This is a genomic window from Geodermatophilus sp. SYSU D00742, from assembly GCF_054049935.1.
Genome location: NZ_JBJGYJ010000002.1, coordinates 83,075 through 102,174 on the forward strand (window position 1 = coordinate 83,075; position 19,100 = coordinate 102,174).

Annotated in this window: 19 protein-coding genes; 6 read left to right on the plus strand and 13 right to left on the minus strand. The window is 74.9% G+C overall.

Features of this window, described 5'->3' with window-relative positions; all coding sequences use genetic code 11:
- Positions 1–31 precede the first annotated feature (31 nt).
- On the minus strand, positions 32–2,161 hold the full coding sequence (locus ACI78V_RS01825) for an MMPL family transporter (protein ID WP_456848335.1): 2,130 nt from the start codon (positions 2,159–2,161) through the stop codon (positions 32–34).
- Between the two features lie 78 nt (positions 2,162–2,239).
- Here ACI78V_RS01825 and ACI78V_RS01830 point away from each other — a divergent pair, with 78 nt between their 5' ends.
- Positions 2,240–2,707: a MarR family winged helix-turn-helix transcriptional regulator gene (locus ACI78V_RS01830; protein WP_456848337.1), complete on the plus strand. Its 468-nt coding sequence runs from the start codon at positions 2,240–2,242 to the stop codon at positions 2,705–2,707.
- A 16-nt stretch (positions 2,708–2,723) separates the two neighbouring features.
- Here ACI78V_RS01830 and ACI78V_RS01835 read toward each other — a convergent pair whose 3' ends face one another.
- The 3 genes from ACI78V_RS01835 to ACI78V_RS01845 form a co-directional block, all read right to left on the minus strand.
- Entirely contained in the window at positions 2,724–3,053 is a 330-nt protein-coding gene (locus ACI78V_RS01835; protein WP_456848339.1) for a GroES family chaperonin, read from the minus strand.
- Between the two features lie 93 nt (positions 3,054–3,146).
- Positions 3,147–3,494, minus strand: a complete 348-nt coding sequence (locus tag ACI78V_RS01840) for a metallopeptidase family protein (protein ID WP_456848341.1) — start codon at positions 3,492–3,494, stop codon at positions 3,147–3,149.
- Positions 3,495–3,504: 10 nt separating this feature from the next.
- Positions 3,505–4,947 (minus strand): GuaB1 family IMP dehydrogenase-related protein, encoded by a 1,443-nt coding sequence (locus ACI78V_RS01845; protein ID WP_456848343.1) that lies wholly within the window; start codon positions 4,945–4,947, stop codon positions 3,505–3,507.
- Positions 4,948–5,067: 120 nt separating this feature from the next.
- Between ACI78V_RS01845 and serS the strand changes: the two genes are divergently transcribed.
- From serS to ACI78V_RS01860, 3 genes are read left to right on the plus strand one after another with little or no spacing between them, the layout of a single operon-like run.
- On the plus strand, positions 5,068–6,360 hold the full coding sequence (gene serS, locus ACI78V_RS01850; RefSeq protein ID WP_456848345.1) for a serine--tRNA ligase: 1,293 nt from the start codon (positions 5,068–5,070) through the stop codon (positions 6,358–6,360).
- Positions 6,357–7,271, plus strand: coding sequence for an HAD family hydrolase (locus ACI78V_RS01855; protein WP_456848347.1), 915 nt, complete (start codon positions 6,357–6,359; stop codon positions 7,269–7,271). The genes serS and ACI78V_RS01855 overlap by 4 nt, the downstream gene beginning before the upstream one ends.
- Positions 7,264–8,067 carry a Cof-type HAD-IIB family hydrolase gene (locus tag ACI78V_RS01860; protein WP_456848349.1) on the plus strand — a complete coding sequence of 268 codons (804 nt, stop codon included), beginning with the start codon at positions 7,264–7,266 and terminating at the stop codon, positions 8,065–8,067. Before ACI78V_RS01855 ends, ACI78V_RS01860 begins: the two co-directional genes overlap by 8 nt.
- A gap of 235 nt (positions 8,068–8,302) precedes the next feature.
- Here ACI78V_RS01860 and ACI78V_RS01865 read toward each other — a convergent pair whose 3' ends face one another.
- Positions 8,303–8,857: a bacterial proteasome activator family protein gene (locus tag ACI78V_RS01865; RefSeq protein ID WP_456848351.1), complete on the minus strand. Its 555-nt coding sequence runs from the start codon at positions 8,855–8,857 to the stop codon at positions 8,303–8,305.
- Between the two features lie 89 nt (positions 8,858–8,946).
- Here ACI78V_RS01865 and ACI78V_RS01870 point away from each other — a divergent pair, with 89 nt between their 5' ends.
- Positions 8,947–10,170, plus strand: a complete 1,224-nt coding sequence (locus ACI78V_RS01870) for a cysteine desulfurase-like protein (RefSeq protein ID WP_456848353.1) — start codon at positions 8,947–8,949, stop codon at positions 10,168–10,170.
- 230 nt (positions 10,171–10,400) lie between these two features.
- Here the strand turns inward: ACI78V_RS01870 and ACI78V_RS01875 are convergent, their stop codons facing one another.
- On the minus strand, positions 10,401–11,390 hold the full coding sequence (locus tag ACI78V_RS01875; protein ID WP_456848355.1) for an NAD(P)H-quinone oxidoreductase: 990 nt from the start codon (positions 11,388–11,390) through the stop codon (positions 10,401–10,403).
- A 247-nt stretch (positions 11,391–11,637) separates the two neighbouring features.
- Positions 11,638–12,318: an NAD(P)-dependent oxidoreductase gene (locus tag ACI78V_RS01880; RefSeq protein ID WP_456848357.1), complete on the minus strand. Its 681-nt coding sequence runs from the start codon at positions 12,316–12,318 to the stop codon at positions 11,638–11,640.
- A 152-nt stretch (positions 12,319–12,470) separates the two neighbouring features.
- On the opposite strand from ACI78V_RS01880, the gene ACI78V_RS01885 reads away from it, so the two are divergent.
- The gene (locus ACI78V_RS01885) at positions 12,471–13,457 is read left to right on the plus strand and encodes an AraC family transcriptional regulator (protein ID WP_456848359.1); all 987 of its coding nucleotides are present in this window, start codon (positions 12,471–12,473) and stop codon (positions 13,455–13,457) included.
- 41 nt (positions 13,458–13,498) lie between these two features.
- Here the strand turns inward: ACI78V_RS01885 and ACI78V_RS01890 are convergent, their stop codons facing one another.
- The 6 genes from ACI78V_RS01890 to ACI78V_RS01915 all read right to left on the minus strand — a co-directional run bounded on the left by ACI78V_RS01890 (position 13,499) and on the right by ACI78V_RS01915 (position 18,930).
- On the minus strand, positions 13,499–15,112 hold the full coding sequence (locus ACI78V_RS01890; protein ID WP_456848361.1) for a 4-coumarate--CoA ligase family protein: 1,614 nt from the start codon (positions 15,110–15,112) through the stop codon (positions 13,499–13,501).
- A gap of 77 nt (positions 15,113–15,189) precedes the next feature.
- Complete coding sequence (locus ACI78V_RS01895) at positions 15,190–15,615, minus strand: PaaI family thioesterase (RefSeq protein ID WP_456848363.1); 426 nt, start codon at positions 15,613–15,615, stop codon at positions 15,190–15,192.
- Positions 15,616–15,681: 66 nt separating this feature from the next.
- The gene (locus ACI78V_RS01900; RefSeq protein WP_456848365.1) at positions 15,682–16,062 is read right to left on the minus strand and encodes a VOC family protein; all 381 of its coding nucleotides are present in this window, start codon (positions 16,060–16,062) and stop codon (positions 15,682–15,684) included.
- A gap of 104 nt (positions 16,063–16,166) precedes the next feature.
- Complete coding sequence (gene folP / locus ACI78V_RS01905; protein WP_456848367.1) at positions 16,167–17,027, minus strand: dihydropteroate synthase; 861 nt, start codon at positions 17,025–17,027, stop codon at positions 16,167–16,169.
- Between the two features lie 150 nt (positions 17,028–17,177).
- Entirely contained in the window at positions 17,178–18,434 is a 1,257-nt protein-coding gene (locus tag ACI78V_RS01910) for a serine hydrolase domain-containing protein (RefSeq protein ID WP_456848369.1), read from the minus strand.
- Between the two features lie 211 nt (positions 18,435–18,645).
- Positions 18,646–18,930: an HU family DNA-binding protein gene (locus tag ACI78V_RS01915; protein ID WP_456848371.1), complete on the minus strand. Its 285-nt coding sequence runs from the start codon at positions 18,928–18,930 to the stop codon at positions 18,646–18,648.
- Between the last annotated feature and the right edge of the window lie 170 nt (positions 18,931–19,100).

Sequence of the window (19,100 nt, forward strand, 5' to 3'; positions counted from 1 at the left end):
GCACGCCCGCGGCGGCACCTGCGGGCGGCCCTCAGGCGGGTTGGAACTCGCGCTCCGGCTCCGGTCGCGTCGGTCCCTGCGCCAGCCGGCCGGGCCACCACACCCGGTCGCCGACGAGGTGCACCGCGGCCGGCACCAGCAGCGAGCGGACCAGGAAGGTGTCCAGCAGGACGCCGAAGCCGACCAGGAACCCGAGCTGGGTGAGGATCACCAACGGCAGCACGGTCAGGGCGCCGAAGGTGGCCGCCAGCACCAGGCCCGCGCTGGTGATGACGCCGCCGGTGACCGCCAGGGCCCGCAGCACGCCGTCGCGCGCGCCGTGGAGGACCGACTCCTCCCGGGCCCGGGTCATGAGGAAGATGTTGTAGTCGATCCCCAGCGCCACGAGGAAGACGAACCCGATCAGCAGCACCTGCGGGTCGCTGCCGGGGAAGTCGAAGAGGTGGTCGAACACCAGCGCGCTGACCCCGACCGTCGACAGCACGCTGAGCGCGACCGTGGCCACCAGCAGCACCGGCGCGACCAGCGCCCGGAGCAGCACGGCGAGGACGACGGTGATCACCAGCAGCACCAGGGGCACGATGACCGCCAGGTCGCGGGCGGCGGTCTCCTGGGTGTCCAGGTCGCCGGCCGTGGTGCCGCCGACCAGGGCGTCGGGGTCGACGTCGCGCACCGTCGTCCGCAGGTCGGCGACGACGTCCTGGGCCGCCTCGCTGTCTGGGGCGTCGGCGAGGGTGGCGTCGAGCCGGACCAGCCCGTCGACGACGACCGGCTGCCCCGAGCCGGCCCCGGGCGGGCCGGTCTGCTCGCCGGTGAAGGGCGCGACAGCGGTGACTCCGTCGAGGCCGGCGGCCGCCGCGGCGACCGCCGGCCAGTCGTCGGCCGGCGTGAGGACGACCGCCGGGCTGGCGCCGCCGGCGTCGAAGTGCCGCGCCAGGGCCTCCTGCCCGGTGGCCGACGGCGAGCCGCCGCGGACGGCGTCGGAGAGCGCGATGCCCCCGGCGTCGAAGGTCGGCGTGAACGCGGCGAGCACGACCAGCAGGGCGGTGCTGCCCAGCAGCACCCGGACCGGACGCCGACCCACGCCGGTGGCGACCCGCTGCCACCCGCGCCCGTGCGCCTGCTCGTCGCCGTGGCGCGGCCGGAACGGCCAGAACGCCGCCCGGCCGAGGAGCACCAGCACCGCCGGCAGGAAGGTCAGGGCCGCCAGCACGGCGACGGCGATGCAGACCGCGGAGATCGGGCCGAGGCCGCGGTTGGAGCCGAGGTCGGAGAACAGCAGGCACAGCACGCCGAGGACGACGGTGGCGCCGCTGGCCACGATCGGTTCCCACGACTGCCGCAGCGCGATCCGCATCGCGGTGAACCGGGACTCCTCCCGGCGCAGCTCCTCGCGGTAGCGGGCGACCAGCAGCAGGCCGTAGTCGGTGGCCGCCCCCACGACGAGGATCGACGCGATGCCCTGGCTCTGGCCGTTGACCGCGATCCACCCCCGGTCGGCCAGCACGTAGGCGACGGCGAGGGAGACCACCAGCGCCATCCCTGCCGTGGCGATGACCAGCAGCGGCAGCAGAGGGCTGCGGTAGACGACCAGCAGGATGAGCAGGACGACGCCGAACGCCGCGAGCAGCAGCAGGCCGTCGATGCCGGAGAAGCCCTCGCGGAAGTCGTTGAAGGCCGCTCCCGGTCCGGTGACGTGGGCGGTGGTGCCGTCCACCGGCGGCAGGGCGCGCAGCTCCCCGACGACCTCGCCCAGCGCGTCGCCCAGGTCGGGGCGCAGCGGCAGCACCGCCTGCACCGCGGCGCCGTCCTCCGCGGGGATCGGCGGCGACGCCTGACCGGTGAGGGCGTCGGCCTCGTCGGCGAGCGCGACCGCCTCCCCGGTGCGCTCGGCGACCTCGGCGAGCTGGGTCGGGTCGAGCGCGCCGTCCTCGCTCTCCCACAGCAGGATGACGGGGAGGCTGCGCTCGGTGCGGAACCCCGCCTGCAGCTCGGTGACGCGGGTGGACTCCGCACTGTCCGGTAGGAACGCCGCGGAGTCGTTCTCCTGGACGGTGGTCAGCTCACCGCTGACCGGGCCCAGGGAACCGGCGAGCCCGAGCCACAGGAGGGTGACGAGGGCCGGGAGGAGCCAGCGGGCGACGGACTTCGTGCGGGGCATGATGTCCTTCGATGGTCGATCATCTCGATTGTCGAGATATTACGGCGGGCGGCTGCCGCGCGCCAACGGAGGTGGTGTGTGTCCGAGGACGTCGACCGGGCGCGGCAGGAGGTGGCGCTGCTCCTCCGCCGGCTGACCGTCGAGCTGGATGCGGTCGGGCAGCGGTTCGCCGTGCTGCACGGGCTCAACCGCACCGACGTCCGGGCGCTGGTGGCGATCATGGACGCCGCCCGGCGGGGGGAGGCACTGACCGCGGGCGCGCTGGGCTCGGCCGTGGAGCTGAGCTCGGCGTCGGTCACCGCGCTGGTGGACCGCCTCGAGCGCGTCGGCCACGTGCGCCGGGTGCGCGACCCCGCGGACCGGCGGCGCGTCGCCCTGGAGATGTCCGAGGACGCGATGGCGGCCGGCGCCGAGTACTTCGGCGGGCTGCAGCGTGACCTCACCGCGGCGATGGGCCGCTACTCGGACGAGGAGCTGGCCGTCGTCCGCCGGTTCCTGGAGGACATGACCGGGGTGATCGAGCAGCACGCCCGCGCCGGGAGGTGACCGGGCCTCAGAGATATCAGAGGTAGAGGCCGGAGGACTCCTCGATCCGCTCGGCCGCGACGGCGTGCACGTCGCGCTCCCGCAGGATGATCAGCTCCTCGCCGTGCACCTCGACCTCGTGCTGGTCCTCGGGGGAGAACAGCACCTGGTCGCCGACCTTCACCTGGCGGACGTTCGCGCCCACCCCGCGTGCCTCGCCCCACACCAGCCGCTTGGCCACCTGGGCGGTCGCCGGGATGAGGATGCCGCCGGTGGAGCGCCGCTCGCCGTCCTCCTTGCGGAGCGCGACCAGGATGCGGTCGTGCAGCATCTTGATCGGCAGTCCGGAGCCCTTGACGTCAGCCACGCCCGGTCACGTTACGCGGTGGTGGGTTGCTGGAACGGCCCGCTCCCGGGACCCGCCGCGAGTGTGCGGGCGGCAGGGAGGAGCGGGTCCCCGTCAGCCCCAGCCGAGCTCGTGCAGCCGCTCGTCGTCGATGCCGAAGTGGTGCGCGATCTCGTGGACGACGGTGATCGTGACCTCCTCCACGACCTCCTCGGCGGTCGAGCAGATGTCGCAGATCGCCTCGCGGTAGATCATGATCCGGTCCGGCAGGGCGCCGCCGTACTGCCAGCCACGCTCGGTCAGCGCGTAGCCGTCGTAGAGCCCGAGCAGCTCGGGCTCGTCGGCGTTGCGGTCCTCCACCAGGACGACGACGTTGTCCAGCAGCGCCATGAGCTCGGCCGGCACCTCGTCGAGGGCATCGGCCACCAGCGCCTCGAACACCGGCAGCGGGAGCGGCTTCACCGGTGTCGCGTCACCAGCTCGTCGGCAGCGGCCGGCCCTCCTCGTAGCCGGCCGCGCTCTGCACGCCGAGCACCGCGCGCTCGTGCAGCTCGTCCACGGTGCGCGCGCCGGCGTAGGTGCACGACGACCGCACCCCGGCCACGATCTGGTCGACGAGGTCCTCGACGCCCGGGCGGGCCGGGTCCAGGTACATCCGCGAGGAGCTGATGCCCTCCTCGAACAGGCCGGCGCGGGCCCGCTCGAAGCCGCTCTGCGCCGACGTCCGGGCCTTGACCGCGCGGGCCGAGGCCATGCCGAAGGACTCCTTGTACTGCCGGCCGGAGCCGTCGTCGTGGATGTCGCCGGCCGACTCGTAGGTGCCGGCGAACCAGGAGCCGACCATCACGTTCGCCGCGCCCGCCGCCAGCGCGAGCGCGACGTCGCGCGGGTGGCGGACCCCACCGTCGGCCCAGACGTGCCGGCCGAGCGCCCGGGCCGCGGCGGCGCACTCCTCGACGGCGGAGAACTGCGGCCGGCCGACCCCGGTCATCATCCGGGTGGTGCACATCGCGCCGGGGCCGACGCCGACCTTGACGACGTCCGCGCCGGCCTCGACGAGGTCGCGGGTGCCCTCGGCGGTGACCACGTTGCCCGCGACGATCGGTGTCCCCCGCCCGACCCCGGCGGCCACCGCGCGCACCGCGCGGACCGCCTCCACCGCCTTCTCCTGGTGGCCGTGCGCGGTGTCGACCACGAGGACGTCGACGCCGGCGGCCAGCAGCGCCCGGGCCTTGCCCGCGACGTCCCCGTTGATGCCGACGGCGGCCGAGGTGAGCAGGTGCCCGTCGGCGTCCACCGCCGGCTGGTAGAGCGCCGAGCGCAGCGCGCCCTTGCGGGTGATGATCCCGACCAGCCGGTCGCCCTCCACGACGGGCGCGGCGTTGACCCGCTCGTCGGACAGGACGTCGAAGATCTTGGGCAGGTCGGTGCCGGCCGGGACGGTCAGCGGCTCGCTCATGACCTGGGAGAGCTGGGTGAAGCGGTCGACGCCCTGGCAGGCACCGTCGGTGACGATCCCGACCGGGCGGCCGTCGGAGACCACCACGACCACGCCGTGCGCCCGCTTGTGCATGAGCGACAGCGCCTCGGCGACGGTGGACGACGGGTCGAGCGTGATCGGGGTGTCGTAGACGGGGTGCCGGGACTTCACCCAGGACACGACCTCGCCGACGACGTCCACCGGGATGTCCTGGGGGAGCACGGCGAGCCCACCGCGGCGGGCGACGGTCTCGGCCATCCGGCGTCCGGAGATCGCGGTCATGTTCGCGACCACGACGGGGATGGTCGTGCCCACCCGGTCGGGCGTGGTCAGGTCGACCTCGAGCCGGGAGCCCACGGTGGAGTGGTTGGGCACCATGAACACGTCGGCGTAGGTGAGGTCGGTCGCCGGACGGGTGCCACCCAGGAAACGCATGGCCCCAGTGTCCCTGACACGAGGGCCCCCGCGGCGTCACCGCCGATCGGGCGGGACGGAGGGGCGGGTCACCCCGCCGGGCGGGGCGTCCCGGCGCGGCGCGGCCGTACCATCGGCTGAGTGATCGACCTGCGACTCGTGCGTGAGCACCCCGACCTCGTCAAGGCCAGCCAGCGCGCCCGCGGGGCCGACGAGTCCCGGGTCGACGACCTGCTCGCCGCCGACGCCGCCCGCCGCGAGGCGGTCAAGCGCGCCGACGACCTGCGTGCCGAGCAGAAGTCCGCCTCGCAGGCGGTGAAGAAGGCCACCCCCGAGGAGCGGCCGGCCGTCCTCGAGCGCGCCAAGGCCCTCGCCGCCGAGGTGAAGGAGGCCGAGGAGGCGCTGCGGACCGCCGACGCCGCGCTGCGGGCGGCGCACCTGCGGATCCCCAACGTCGTCCACGACGCGGTGCCGCCCGGCGGTGAGGACGACGCGGTGACGATGCGCACCGTCGGCGAGGTCCCCGCCTACGACTTCCCGGTGCGCGACCACCTGGAGATCGGGGAGGCGCTCGGCGCGATCGACATGGAGCGCGGGGCGAAGGTCTCCGGCGCCCGCTTCTACTTCCTCACCGGCCCCGGCGCGATGCTCGAGTTCGCCCTCGCCCAGCTGGCCGTCACCCGCGCGGTCGCGGCCGGGTTCACCCCTGTCGTGGCCCCCGCGCTGGTGCGGCCCGAGGCGATGGAGGGCACCGGCTTCCTCGGCGAGCACGACGAGGAGGTCTACCGGGTCGAGCGCGACGACCTGTACCTGGTCGGCACCTCCGAGGTGGCGCTGGCCGGCATGCACGCCAACGAGGTGCTGGACCTCTCCGCGGGCCCGCGTCGCTACGCCGGCTGGTCCTCCTGCTTCCGCCGCGAGGCCGGCTCCTACGGCAAGGACACCCGCGGCATCATCCGCGTGCACTGGTTCGACAAGGTCGAGATGTTCAGCTTCTGCCGGCCCGAGGAGGCCGCCGAGGAGCACCTGCGGCTGCTGGCCTGGGAGGAGGAGTTCCTCCAGGCGCTGGAGCTGCCCTACCGGGTGGTCGACATCGCCGCCGGCGACCTGGGCACCAGCGCGGCCCGCAAGTACGACATCGAGGCGTGGTTCCCCAGCCAGGGCACCTACCGCGAGCTCACCAGCACCTCGGACTGCACGACCTTCCAGGCCCGGCGGCTGGCCATCCGCTACCGCGACGCCGACGGGAGGAACCAGACCGCGGCCACGCTCAACGGCACCCTGTGCGCCATCGCCCGCACCATCGCCTGCCTGCTCGAGGTGCACCAGCGCGCCGACGGGTCGGTGCACGTCCCGGTGGCGCTGCGCCCGTGGCTGGGCGGCCACGAGGTGCTGACCCCCGGCATGACGCTGGCGGCCCCGGTGCCCGCATGAGCGCTGACCGGCCGGCGGTGCTGCCGTCCTTCGGTGGCCACGCCGGCTCGGACGTCGTCGTCGACCTCGGGGACGTCGGCACGTGGCGGCCCAAGCTGGTCGCCAGCGACCTCGACGGCACGCTGCTCAACTCCGACGGGGAGGTCAGCCCGCGCACCCGCGCCGCGCTGACCGCGTGCTGGGACGCCGGCATCCCGGTGGTCGGCGTCACCGGCCGCGGTCCGCGGCTGCTCGACAGCGTGCGCGACGCGCTCGACGGGCGCGGCATCGCCGTCCTGGCGCAGGGGGGCTTCGTCGTCGACCTGGAGCGTGACGAGGTGCTGCGCACCGTCGGCCTGCCCCGCGCGCAGGCCACCGCGGTCATCGAGCGGATCGAGTCGGTCGCCGGCGACCTCATCGTCGCCGTGGAGGACGCCGCCGAGCAGGGCGAGTCCCGGGCGCACGCCCCGCTGCGGGTGCAGCACGGCTTCGACTGGCCCTACCCCGAGCCGGCGCACCTGCTGCCGCGGCACCAGGTGCTGCCCACCGGCGCGGTCCTCAAGGTCTTCCTGCGCTCCTCCACGCTCGGGCAGGACGAGCTGCTGGCCCGCGCCCGCACGGTGGTCGACCCCGCCGAGGCCGAGGTCACCCACGCCGGGCTCGGGTTCATCGAGGTGCTGCCCGCGGGGGTCACCAAGGCGACCGGCCTGGCGATCGCGCTGGAGCGCTACGGCGTGGGCTTCGGCGACGTGCTGGTCTTCGGCGACATGCCCAACGACCTGCCGATGCTCGAGGCGGTGCACGCCGCGGGCGGGCGGGCGGTCGCGGTGGCCAACGCCCACGCCGACGTCCGGGCGGCGACGCCGCTGGTCACCAGCGGGCACGACGCCGACGGCGTGGCCCGCTACCTGGAGGCGGTGCTCGGTGTCTGACTGGCGGCCCAAGCTGATCGCGAGCGACATGGACGGCACGCTGCTGCACCGGGACGACACCGTCAGCGCGGCGACCCTGGCCGAGCTGGAGCGCTGGCGTGCCGACGGCGTGCCCGTCGTGCTGGCCACCGGCCGGCCGCCACGCTGGATGACCCGCATCCGCGAGGTGCTGCGGCACGGCACCGCCGTCTGCTGCAACGGCGCGGTGCTGCTGGACCTCGGGAGCTTCGAGATCCTCGACGAGGACCACCTCGAGCCCGAGGTGCTGCAGGAGGTCACCGCCGAGCTGCGCCGTCAGCAGCCGGACACCTGGTTCGCCGTCGAGTACGGCCTGGAGTTCCGCCACGAGCCGGTCTACCAGCCCCGCTGGGACGTCGACGCCCCCGGTGTCTCCGTCGCCACGCTGGACGAGCTGGTCGCCGCGCCGGTGGCCAAGCTGCTGGCCCGCCACGAGGACCTGCCGCGGGACGAGTTCGTCGCCCTGGTCGAGACGGTGGTCGACGGCCGGGCGACGGTGACGAACTCCTCCAGCGACGCGCTGGCCGAGATCTCCGCGCTGGGCGTCACCAAGGCCACCGGTCTGGCGAAGGTCGCCGCCCAGCACGGTGTCGGGCCGGAGGACGTCGTCGTCTTCGGCGACATGCCCAACGACATCGCCGCCTTCGACTGGGTCCGCGAGGCCGGGGGCCGTGCGGTGGCGATGGCCCACGCCCACCCCGACCTGCTGGCCGCGGCGACCGACGTCACCGGCACCAACGACGACGACGGGGTGGCTGCCTTCCTGGCGTCGCTCTGAGGACGCCGGCAGCACGAGGGCGCCGTCCCCACCCCCGCGGGGGACGGCGCCGTCGCCCGGCCCGGCCCGGGGTGCGGGCGTCGACGGCCCCCACGCCGGCGCCTCCGCTCCCGGCGGCCGGCATCTCCGGCCCGGTGCACGGGGGGTGGGCGGCGCCGGTGCCGGTGAAACGACCGGAGCGGGCCGTTCACCCCGTCAGGGGAACGGCCCGCTCCGCAGCGTCACGGGATGACTGCTACAGGTACTGCCCGCCACCAGGACGGAAGTCCGGCTGCTGCGGCGGCTGGTGACCGCCGGGCAGCGCGCGCCGCCGCATCTCCTCCAGCTGGGCGCGGGCGGCCATCTGCTGGGCGAACAGCGCGGTCTGGATGCCGTGGAAGACGCCCTCCAGCCAGCCGACCAGCTGGGCCTGGGCGATCCGCAGCTCGGCGTCCGAGGGGGTCTCGTCCTCGGCGAACGGCAGCGTAATCCGCTCCAGCTCATCGCGCAGCTCCGGCGCGAGGCCCTGCTCCAGCTCGCGGATGGACGAGGCGTGGATGTCGCGCAGCCGCTGCCGGCTGGCCTCGTCCAGCGGCGCGGCCCGGACCTCCTCGAGCAGCTGCTTGATCATCGTGCCGATCCGCATGACCTTCGCCGGCTGCTCGACCATGTCGCCGATGGTGGCCTCGCCGCCGCCGTCGCCGTCGGTGTCCTGCCCCTGTGGCACGGGCATCGTGCCGACCGGCCGGCCGTCGGGGCCGACGACGACGACCTGCTGAGGGCGTTCACTCCCGTTTCCCGGTGCGGTCATGTCCCCATCCTCCCCCGAACGGGTCGGCGCCCGCCGGGGACCCGGGAGCCGCGCGGGCGCCGGGTGCGCAACGTCTAGGGTCGAAGGCCATGGGACCGGGGGAGGGACGGCTGGACGTCGCGCGCGTCCGCGGGCTGTTCCCCGGCCTCTCCGACGGTTTCGTGCACGCCGACGGGCCGGCCGGCGCCCTCCTCCCCGAGAGCGTCGTGCTGGCCGTGGCCCAGGCGATGCGGGTTCCGGTGGCCGACCGCGGCGGGGTCTTCCCGTCGTCGGCCCGCGCCGAGGGGCTGGTCGCCAGTGCCCGTGCCGCGGTCGCCGACCTCGTCGGCGGGGTCTCCCCGGGCGTCGTCCTGGGGGCCAGCACGACGGCGCTGACCTACACGATGGCCCGCGCCCTCGCCCGGACGTGGCGGCCCGGCGACGAGATCGTGGTCAGCCGCCTCGACCACGACGCCAACATCCGTCCCTGGGTGCAGCTCGCCGAGCAGCACGGCGTCACGGTGCGGTGGGCCGAGGTGGACATCGAGACCGGGGAGCTGCCGGCCTGGCAGTACGACGAGCTCCTGACCGGCCGCACCCGGCTGGTCAGCCTCACCGCCGCCAGCAGCGCCCTGGGGACGCGCCCGGACGTCGCGGCGATCGCGCAGCGGGCGCACGCGGTGGGGGCGCTGGTCTACGTCGACGGGGTGCACGCCGCCCCGCACGCCCTGCTCGACGTCACGGCGCTCGGCGCGGACTTCCTCGCGGTCGCGGCGGACAAGTGGTGCGGCCCGCACGTGGGCGCGGTCGTCGCCGACCCGGCGCTGCTCGGCGAGCTGCACCCGGAGAAGCTCGCGCCCGTCCCCGACCGGGTCCCGGACCGGTTCGAGAGCGGGACGCCGCCGTTCGAGCTGCTGGCCGGGGTCACCGCCGCCGTCGAGCACCTGGCCGGCCTCGGTGACCAGGCGACCGGGTCCCGCCGCGAGCGGCTGCGCGCCTCGATGGCCGCCGTCGCCGAGTACGAGGGCGACCTGTTCGCCTGGCTGGACCAGGCGCTGCGCGCGATGCGGCACGTGCAGGTCCTCGGCTCGGCGGCCGACACCACACCGACGCTGTCGTTCACCGTCGCCGGCATGCGGCCGCGGCAGGTCGCCGTCGAGCTCGCCCGCCGCGGGATCTGCGCCTGGGACGGCGACTTCTACGCCCGCGAGCTCTTCGACGCCCTGGGCGTGAACGAGCAGGGCGGCGCGGTGCAGCTGGGCCTGATGCACTACAACACCGCCGAGGAGGTCGGCTACCTCATCGACTCGGTGGCCGCGCTCCGCTTCCGCTGAGGTCCCCGACGTCGCCGTCGCCGGACCGGCGCGCGACGGGCTGTGCCGGCCGGTGGCCCTCGACCGCGACGGCAGGGAGCACACGGCCGGCCGGTGGCGGTCGACGACGACGGAGGCGGTGCCCCGCGGGGGTGGGCCGGCGTCGACACCGGCGCGGTGCCCTCCGTCGTCCTGCTCGACGGGCGACGGGCGGGGCGCCCGGCCGGTGGGGGCGCCCTGTGACCCGGTGGTCAGTCGTTGACCAGCAGCACCTTGCCGACGTGCTCGCTGGCGTCGACCACCCGGTGGGCATCGGCGACCCGGGACATCGGCAGCCGGCGGTCGACGATCGGCCGCACGACGCCCCGCTCGACGTCGGGCCACACGTCGTGTCGCACGGCGGCGACGATCTCGGCCTTGCCGCCGGGGCCGGTCGCGGGGCGGGCCCGCAGTGTCGTGGCGTGGACCGTGGCGCGCTTGCGCATCAGCTTGCCGAGGTCGAGCTGGGCCTTCGTCCCGCCCTGCATGCCGATGCAGACCAGGCGCCCGCCGGTGGCGAGCGCGTCGACGTTACGGGCCAGGTACTCGGCACCCATGTTGTCCAGGACGATGTCGACGCCCGCGCCGTCGGTCTCCTCGCGCACGCACTCGACGAAGTCCTCGTCGCGGTAGTTGATCAGCACGTCGGCGCCGAGTTCCCGGCAGACGTCGAGCTTGGCGGCGGTGCCGGCGGTGGTGAACACCCGGGCGCCGGCGCGGGCGGCCAGCTGGATCGCCATCGTGCCGATCCCGCTGGAGCCGCCGTGCACGAGGAAGTCGTCGCCGCGGGTGAGCCGGGCGAGCATGAACACGTTCGACCAGACGGTGCAGACGACCTCGGGCAGCGCCGCGGCGGTGGCCAGCTCGACCCCGGCCGGGCGGGGGAGCAGTTGCCCGGCGGGGACGGCGACCCGCTCGGCGTAGCCGCCGCCGGAGAGCAGCGCGCACACCTCGTCGCCGACCGACCAGCCGGTCACGCCCTCGCCCACCTCGCTGATGACCCCGCTGCACTCCAGGCCGAGGATCTCGCTGGCGCCGGGGGGCGGCGGGTAGTTGCCGGCGCGCTGCAGCAGGTCGGCCCGGTTGACCGCGGTGGCGACGACGTCGACGAGGACCTCGCCGGGCCGCAGCACCGGGTCGGGCACCTCCCCCCACTGCAGCACCTCGGGCCCACCCGGTCCACTGAGAGTCACCGCGCGCATGCCCCGACCCTAGAAGGACCCCGTCCTCCCCACTCCTCGCAGGCTCGGCGCGGGGCCCGGGACGGGGCCAGGAGCCGAGGCGGGACCCGTCCTGCGCACTCCTCGCAGGCTCGGCGCGGGGCCCGGGACGGGGCCAGGAGCCGAGGCGGGACCCGTCCTGCGCACTCCTCGCAGGCTCGGCGCGGGGCCCGGGACGGGGCCAGGAGCCGAGGCGGGACCCCGTCCGAGCCGGTGCACCCGGAGCGGTTCACCGCCGGCCGGCCGGCGCGGGCGCCGGTGCGGCGCCCGAGACCGCGACGCTGCCGGCCAGCCACCGGTCGCCCTCCACCGCGTCGGCGAGGACGGTCCCCACGGCACGGCGGGAGACCCGCCACTCCTCGACCGCGCCCGCGGTGGACACCGCCGCCGGCTCGTCCCCGTCGGTCAGGTTCACGGGCTGCACGAGGACCCAGTCCAGACCGCTGTCGCGGACCAGCCGCTCCTGGCGCTCGTGGTCGGCGATCTGCGGACGGAGCAGCAGGGCGAGGACCAGCCGGCTGGACAGCGGCAGCCGGGCCCGGGTGTCCCCGACGCCGTAGGACGACTGCACGACCAGCCGCCGGACGCCGTGCCGGTGCATGGCCGCGACGACCTGCCGCGTGCCCTGCGACCGGACGTCCGGGGCCGTGCCCGCGGGACCCAGCAGGCGCACGCGCACCGGGTGCTCGCTGATGCCGAGGGTGACGACGACGGCGTCCTGCCCTCGCACCGCCCGATCGACGTCGGCGGCGACGGTGACGTCCCCGTCGACCGGCCGTACCCCGGCGCGGCCACCGAGCCCCGCCTCCGCCCGGCGCGCGAACGCCGTCACCTCGTGCCCGCGGGCGACGAGCGCGTCCACCGCCGCCCTGCCCGATCCTCCCGTGGCCCCCACGACCAGCACGCGCATGACCTGCTCCTCCCGGTTGGGCCGGCCCTCCCGGCCGGCACGACCGATCCTGTGCAGGCCCGCGCTGCCCGCCCATGCCCGCCCGTCCAGCGTCCGTGACCGTTCGTCCAGCCACCCTGGACGCCTGGCCGTGCGCCGGTGAGGGTGGCGCCATGAGCACCGTTCCGCCGTGGACCCCGGTCGACCCGGTCGGCCGGGTGCTGTTCGACCTGCGGGTCCGGGGCACCTTCCACTGCCGGGTGGAGGCCTCCGCGCCGTGGGGGCTGGAGATGCCGCCGTTCGAGGGGTGCATGAGCTTCCACGTCGTCACCGAGGGCAGCTGCCTGCTGGAGGTGGACGGTGTGACGCACCCCCTGCGGGCCGGTGACCTCGCCCTGGTCCCGCACGGCCGCGGGCACCTGCTGCGCAGCGGGCCCGGCGCCCGGATCGCCGGCCGGGCCGACGTGCTGCCCCAGGAGCCCGTCGGGGAGCACTTCACCGTGATGCGGCTGGGCGGGGGCGGTGCGCCGGCCGGGCTGGTCTGCGGCGTGGTCGAGCCCGAGCGGCCCGGGGCCGCGCACCTGCTGGACCTGCTGCCGCCCGTCCTGCACGTCGAGGGGGACGACGCCGCCCGCGCGGGCTGGCTGCCGGTGCTGCTCGGGTTGCTGGCCGACGAGGCACGGCACGACCGGCCCGGAACCGAGGCCGTGGTCACCCGGCTGGCCGACGTCGTCGTCATCCACGCCGTCCGGACGTGGCTGGACTCCGGTGCCACCGGCCCCGGGTGGCTGCGCGCGCTGCGCGATCCACAGGTCGGCCGCGCGGTCGCCCGGGTGCACCGCTCGCCGGGCGAGGCGTGGACGGTGGAACGGCTGGCACGCGAGGCGCGGATGTCCCGCTCGGCCTTCGCGGCCCGCTTCACCGAGCTGGCGGGCGAGCCGGCGATGCACTACGTCGCCCGCTGGCGGATGCACCTGGCCACCGTCGCCCTCTCCTCCGGGACGGCGGCCGGGGAACTCGCCCGCCGACTCGGCTACGAGTCCGAGGCCTCGTTCTCCCGCGCGTACAAGCGGGTGGTGGGGGTGTCGCCGGGCGCGGTCCGGAACGGTCCGGGACAGCGCGAGGCGCCGACCGCAGCGGGTGCGGCCGGCGCCTCGTGAGGCCCGCCCCCGGCCCGCGAGGGTGGGGACGGGGTGGTCGGTCAGCTGGCGGCCCTGAGTTGCTTGCGGAGGATCTTGCCGGCCGAGGACTTCGGCACCTGCTCGATGAACTCCACGAGCCGGACCTTCTTGTGCGGCGCCACCTTGCCGGCCATGTAGTCCATGACCGCTTCGGCGGTCAGCGCCGAACCGGCGGCCCGGACGACGAAGGCCTTGGGCAGCTCCTCGCCGCTCTCGTCGTCCTTGACCCCGATGACGGCGGCGTCGGCGATCTCCGGGTGGCCGAGCAGCACGGCCTCGAGCTCGGCCGGGGCCACCTGGTATCCCTTGTACTTGATCAGCTCCTTGACCCGGTCGACGACGGTGTAGACGCCGCTCTCGTCGACGACCGCGACGTCACCGGTGTGCAGCCAGCCCTCGTCGTCCAGGGTGTCGGCGGTGGCCTGCGGGTTGTTCAGGTAGCCCTTCATCACCTGCGGCCCGCGCACCCACAGCTCACCCCGCTCGCCGGGGCCGACGTCCTGCCCGGTGGCCGGGTCCACCAGCCGGCACTCGGTGTTCGGCACCGCCAGACCCACCGAGCCCTTCGGCACCGGACCGGCGAAGCCGGGCGGCTCCATGCCGGCGTCGGGGGTGCTGTGGGACACCGGGGACAACTCGGTCATCCCGTAGCCCTGCGCGATGGTCACGCCGGTGTCCGCGCCCCGGCGCAGCCGCCGCTCCGCGGCCAGGGCCAAGCCCTCGTCCAGCGGGGCGGCGCCGGAGGTGATGGTGCGCAGCGAGGAGAGGTCGTACTGGTCGACCAGCGGGTGCTTGGCCAGCGCGAGCACGATGGGCGGCGCGACGAAGGCGCGGGTGATCTTCTGGTCCTGGATGACCCGCAGGAACTCCTCGAGGTCGAAGCGGGGCAGCGTGACGACCGTGCCGGCGACCAGGCCCTGGTTCATGAGCACGGTCAGGCCGTAGATGTGGAAGAACGGCAGGACGGCGATGATCCGCTCGTCGCCCTCGTGCGCGTTCATGATCGGCCGCATCTGGAGCACGTTGGCCACCAGGTTGCGGTGGGTGAGCATGACGCCCTTGGGCAGGCCGGTCGTCCCGCTCGAGTACGGCAGGGTGACCAGGTCGGTGGCCGGGTCGAGGTCCACCTGCGCCGACGGGGCGTCGCTGCTGAGCAGGTCGAGCAGCGAGGCGTGGCCCTCCGCGCCGTCCATGACGACGACCTCGTCGACCGGCGCCTCGTCGACGGCGGCCATCGCGCGCTCGAGGAAGGGCGAGACGGTGATGAGCACCTTCGCGCCGGAGTCGCGCAGCTGGAAGGCGATCTCGTCGGGCGTGTAGAGCGAGTTGACCGGCGACATCACGCAGCCGGCCGCGGCGATGCCGTGGAAGACGACCGGGTACCACGGGGTGTTGGGACAGAAGACGGCGACGACGTCACCCTTGCGCAGGCCCCGGGCGTGCAGCGCCGCCGCGACCCGGTCGACGTAGGCGGCGAGCTGGCCGTGGGTGATCGTGTCGCCCGTGAGCCCGTCGACCAGCGCCGCTGCCTCCGGGCGCGCCGCGCCGGCGGACAGGACGTAGGCGGGGACCGACAGGTCGGGGATCTCGACGTCGGGGTACAGGCTGGCCAGCGCCACGGAGGAGCTCCTCATCTCGTCAGGTGTGGCGCCAGTCTCACATTAGGAGTGGCCTGTGCCACAGGGGGGTTACCCGCCGGTACCGGATCGTGTCACCGGGGCCACAGGACCGACTGCGTGCAGCGGAACAGGGCGATCGTCCTGCCCGAGCCCGCCGCCGTCACCACGGCGTCCCACACCTGCGTCGTCCGGCCGGCGTGGGCGTTGGTGGCCACCGCGGTGATCCGCCCCTCCCGGACGGTGCCCAGGAAGTTGCTCTTGAGCTCGATGGTGGTGAACCCGGTCGACCCCTCGGGCAGCAGCGCGCGGGTGGCCAGCCCGCAGGAGGTGTCGGCCAGGCCGACCACGGTGGCGGCGTGCAGGTACCCGTTGGGGGCGAGCAGCTCCGGGCGCACGTCGAGGGCCGACTCGAGCCGGCCGGGTTCGTGCGCGGTGATCGTGAGCCCCAGCAGGCCGGGCAGGGTGCCCGGCAGCAGCGCGTTGAGCTCGTCGGCGGTGTGGAACCCGGTGGCGGCCATGGCGCGGAACCTATCGACCGCGCTCGGGGGACCCGCGACGATCAGGTCACCCGGTCGTCGGAGCGGTCAGCCGGCGGTCTCCCAGAGGCCGACCACGTTGCCCTCCGGGTCGCGCACGTACGCGGCGAACCCCATGTCGCCCACCGGCTGCTTGCCGGCGACGGTGGACCCGCCGAGCTCGCCGACCCGCTCCAGCGCGACGTCGATGCTCTCCACGTCGACCACCACGACCGGGCCGGTCGCCGCGGCCGTGCCCCGGGCCAGCATCCCGCCGTTGACGAAGCCCGGTTCGGTCGGGCCCTGGTCGCCGCTGGGGCCGGTCGTGACCAGCGTGTAGTCCATGCCCGGCATCTCCTGGACCTGCCAGCCGAAGGCCTCCTTGTAGAAGCTGCGTGCGCGGTCCCCGTCGTCGAACGGGATCTCGAAGTGCACGACCCGGCCGCTCATGTGGCCACCTCCTCGCCCGATGGGTGCGGGGCAGGCTAGACCTCCTGCCCCCTCGCGGGTAAGCGCCCCGAGCGTGCGCGGGTGGGTGGGGCAGCGGTCGTCCCTCAGGCCAGACCGCGGGTGGTGCGCAGCGGCGCGCGGTCGCCCCGGATGGCCGCGACCATGTCCAGCGTCTGCCGGGTCGCCGCGACGTCGTGCGCCCGGAAGACCGTCGCGCCCAGCCAGGCGCTCACCGCGGTCGCCGCGAGCGTGCCGGTCAACCGCTCCTCCAGGGGGACGTCGAGGGACTCGCCGACGAAGTCCTTGTTCGACAGCGCCACCAGCACCGGCCAGCCGGTGGCCACCAGCTCGTCCAGCCGCCGGGTCGCCTCCAGCGAGTGGCGGGTGTTCTTGCCGAAGTCGTGCCCGGGGTCGACCAGCACCCGCTCCCGGTCCACACCCGCCGCCACGGCGGCCTCGGCCAGCGCCGTCGTCCGGACGACGACGTCGGCGACCACGTCGTCGTAGGTGACCCGGTGCGGCCGGGTGCGCGGCGGCAGCCCGCCGGCGTGGGTGCAGACCAGGCCCGCGCCCGCCTCGGCGGCGACGGCAGGCAGCTCCGGGTCCACCCCGCCCCACGCGTCGTTGACCACGTCGGCGCCGGCGGCCAGCGCCTCGCGCGCCACCTCCGCGCGCCAGGTGTCGATCGAGATCGGCAGCGTCGGGTGCGCCCCGCGGATGGCGGCGACGAGGTCGACGGTGCGGCGGATCTCCTCGGCGGCGTCGACGTCCTCCCCGGGGGCGGCCTTCACCCCGCCGACGTCCACCATGTCCGCGCCCTCGGCGACCACCCGGTGCACCCGCTCGACCGCGGCGGCCAGCTCGTAGGTGGCGCCACGGTCGTAGAACGAGTCCGGCGTGCGGTTGACGATCGCCATGACGACCAACCGCCCGGGCGGCACGTCGAGGGCTCCCAGGCGCAGCACCGCGTCCTCCGTCCCCGTGTGTTCTGTGGTGGAGTCAGCCAACCAGCGGACCTCTCCGCCGAGGGCACCGGCCGTTCCTCCCGCTACCCGTGACCGGGCCCGTGCACCTCCGCGGATGCGCACGGGGCGCACCCGCGGAGGCACACGGGCTCAGTCGACGAGGGCCTGGTTGACCAGCGCGCGCAGGTAGTTGCGGATCGGCAGCGTGCTGGAGGGCAGCAGCTGGGTGTAGAAGCCGACCGTCACGTCCTCGACCGGGTCGACGTAGAAGGCGGTGGACGCCGCGCCGCCCCAGCTGTAGTCGCCGGCGCTGGCCACCACGCCGTAGCGGGCCGGGTCGATGACCATCGAGAAGCCCAGCCCGAAGCCCACCCCGCGCAGCGGGGTCTCGGCGAACAGCGGGCGGCCGAAGGTCTCGAGGTCGGTGTTCCCGGGGAGGTGGTTGCGGGTCATGTGCGCGATCGTGCGCGGGCCCAGCAGGCGGCCGCCGTCGTGGGCGCCGCCGCGGCGGAGCAGCTCGACGAACCGCAGGTAGTCACCGGCGGTGGAGACCAACCCGCCGCCGCCGGAGAGGAACACCGGCTTGCGCAGCGCCGCGGCGCCCATCGTGTCGAGCGGGGCGTAGCCGGTGGGCGCCCCGCCGGGCTGCCCGGGGACGGCGGTGTAGAGGCGGGCCAGCGCCTCGGGGTCGTCCCCCTCCCGCAGCCCGAAGGAGGTGTCCCGCATGCCCAGCGGGGTGAAGATGCGCTGCTCGAAGAACTCGTCCAGCGGCTGGCCGGAGAGCACCTCGACCAGCCGGCCGAGGACGTCGGTGGAGACGCCGTAGTTCCACTCCGAGCCCGGCTGGAAGACCAGGGGCATCGCCGCCCACTGCCGGCAGACCTCGGCGGAGTCGGCGCCGGCGGGGGTGCCCCACTCGTGGCCGGCGGCCCGGTACATGGCGTCGACCGGGTGGGCGTGGTGGAACCCGTAGGTCAGCCCCGCGGTGTGGGTGAGCAGGTGCCACACCCGGATCGGCTCGGTCTGCGGGGCGGTCACCGGCTTCAGCGCCGAACCGGCCACGTACACGCGGGTCTCGGCGAACTCGGGCAGCCACGTGGCGATCGGGTCGGAGAGCTGGAAGGCGCCCTCCTCGTACAGCATCATCGCCGCGACCGAGGTGATCGGCTTGGTCATCGAGTAGATGCGCCAGCGGGTGTCGGTCTCGACCGGCAGACCGGCCTCGACGTCCCGGTGGCCGTAGCGGCCCACGTGCACCAGCCGGCCGTGGCGGGCCACCGTCACGAGGAAGCCGGGGAGCCGGCCGTCGTCCACCCAGCGGGCCAGCCGCCGGTCGATGCGGACCAGGCGGCCGGGGTCGAAACCCACCTCGGCCGGGTCGGTGTCCACCTGCAGTCCCGTCGTCACGTGCCCTCCGTTCCCCGGCGCCCCCGCCGTCGGGCGGCGTCCGCCCCGCATCCTGGCCCACGACGCTGTGGGTCAGGCCACACGGGTGCGGTCGCCGGCCCCGACGGACCGGGACCGGTCACACCGGGACGCCGCCACGACGCCTGCGGTCACACGGGGACGTCGCCACGACGCCTGCGGTCACACGGGGACGTCGCCACGACGCCTGCGGTCACACGGGGACGTTGCTGGCGGCCTTCTTCAGGTTCGAGCCGGCGGTCACCTTGACCGTGTTGGCGGCGGGGATGTCGATGGACTCACCGGTCTGCGGGTTGCGGCCGGTCCGGGCGGAACGCTGGGTGCGCTCGACGGTCAGCAGGCCGGAGACGGCGACCTTCTCGCCCCGGGTGATGGCGTCGACGAGCTCGTCCTGGAGCCCGGCGAGCACCGAGTCGACGGTCGAGGGGGGCACGTCGGCGCGCTTGGCGATGGCGGAGACGAGTTCGGCCTTGTTCAACGGTCTTCCTCTCGGAGAGTGGCTGTGGGCGGTGCGACCGCGGCGGATCGGCCGAGGTCGGACCGGGGGCACGGTGCCATGCCGGTCTGACGATCCGCCACAGAGGGGGGTCGGACGGGTCCCTCACGCCCCATCGGTCCCACCCAATCGGACGGCGACGCGGGTCCGGC

Bases quoted from the DNA above. Each gene is read 5' to 3' on its own strand.
- ACI78V_RS01845 (WP_456848343.1), bottom strand. From the start codon at position 4,947: ATGCGTTTCCTGGGTGGCACCCGTCCGGCGACCGACCTCACCTACGCC.
- ACI78V_RS01900 (WP_456848365.1), bottom strand. From the start codon at position 16,062: ATGAGCGGCCGGGTCGTGCACTTCGAGATCCCGTTCGACGACGGGGAC.
- ACI78V_RS01890 (WP_456848361.1), bottom strand. From the start codon at position 15,112: ATGAGGAGCTCCTCCGTGGCGCTGGCCAGCCTGTACCCCGACGTCGAG.
- ACI78V_RS01855 (WP_456848347.1), top strand. From the start codon at position 6,357: ATGAGCGCTGACCGGCCGGCGGTGCTGCCGTCCTTCGGTGGCCACGCC.
- ACI78V_RS01895 (WP_456848363.1), bottom strand. From the start codon at position 15,615: ATGGCCGCCACCGGGTTCCACACCGCCGACGAGCTCAACGCGCTGCTG.
- ACI78V_RS01870 (WP_456848353.1), top strand. From the start codon at position 8,947: ATGGGACCGGGGGAGGGACGGCTGGACGTCGCGCGCGTCCGCGGGCTG.
- ACI78V_RS01865 (WP_456848351.1), bottom strand. From the start codon at position 8,857: ATGACCGCACCGGGAAACGGGAGTGAACGCCCTCAGCAGGTCGTCGTC.
- ACI78V_RS01880 (WP_456848357.1), bottom strand. From the start codon at position 12,318: ATGCGCGTGCTGGTCGTGGGGGCCACGGGAGGATCGGGCAGGGCGGCG.
- ACI78V_RS01875 (WP_456848355.1), bottom strand. From the start codon at position 11,390: ATGCGCGCGGTGACTCTCAGTGGACCGGGTGGGCCCGAGGTGCTGCAG.
- ACI78V_RS01825 (WP_456848335.1), bottom strand. From the start codon at position 2,161: ATGCCCCGCACGAAGTCCGTCGCCCGCTGGCTCCTCCCGGCCCTCGTC.
- ACI78V_RS01885 (WP_456848359.1), top strand. From the start codon at position 12,471: ATGAGCACCGTTCCGCCGTGGACCCCGGTCGACCCGGTCGGCCGGGTG.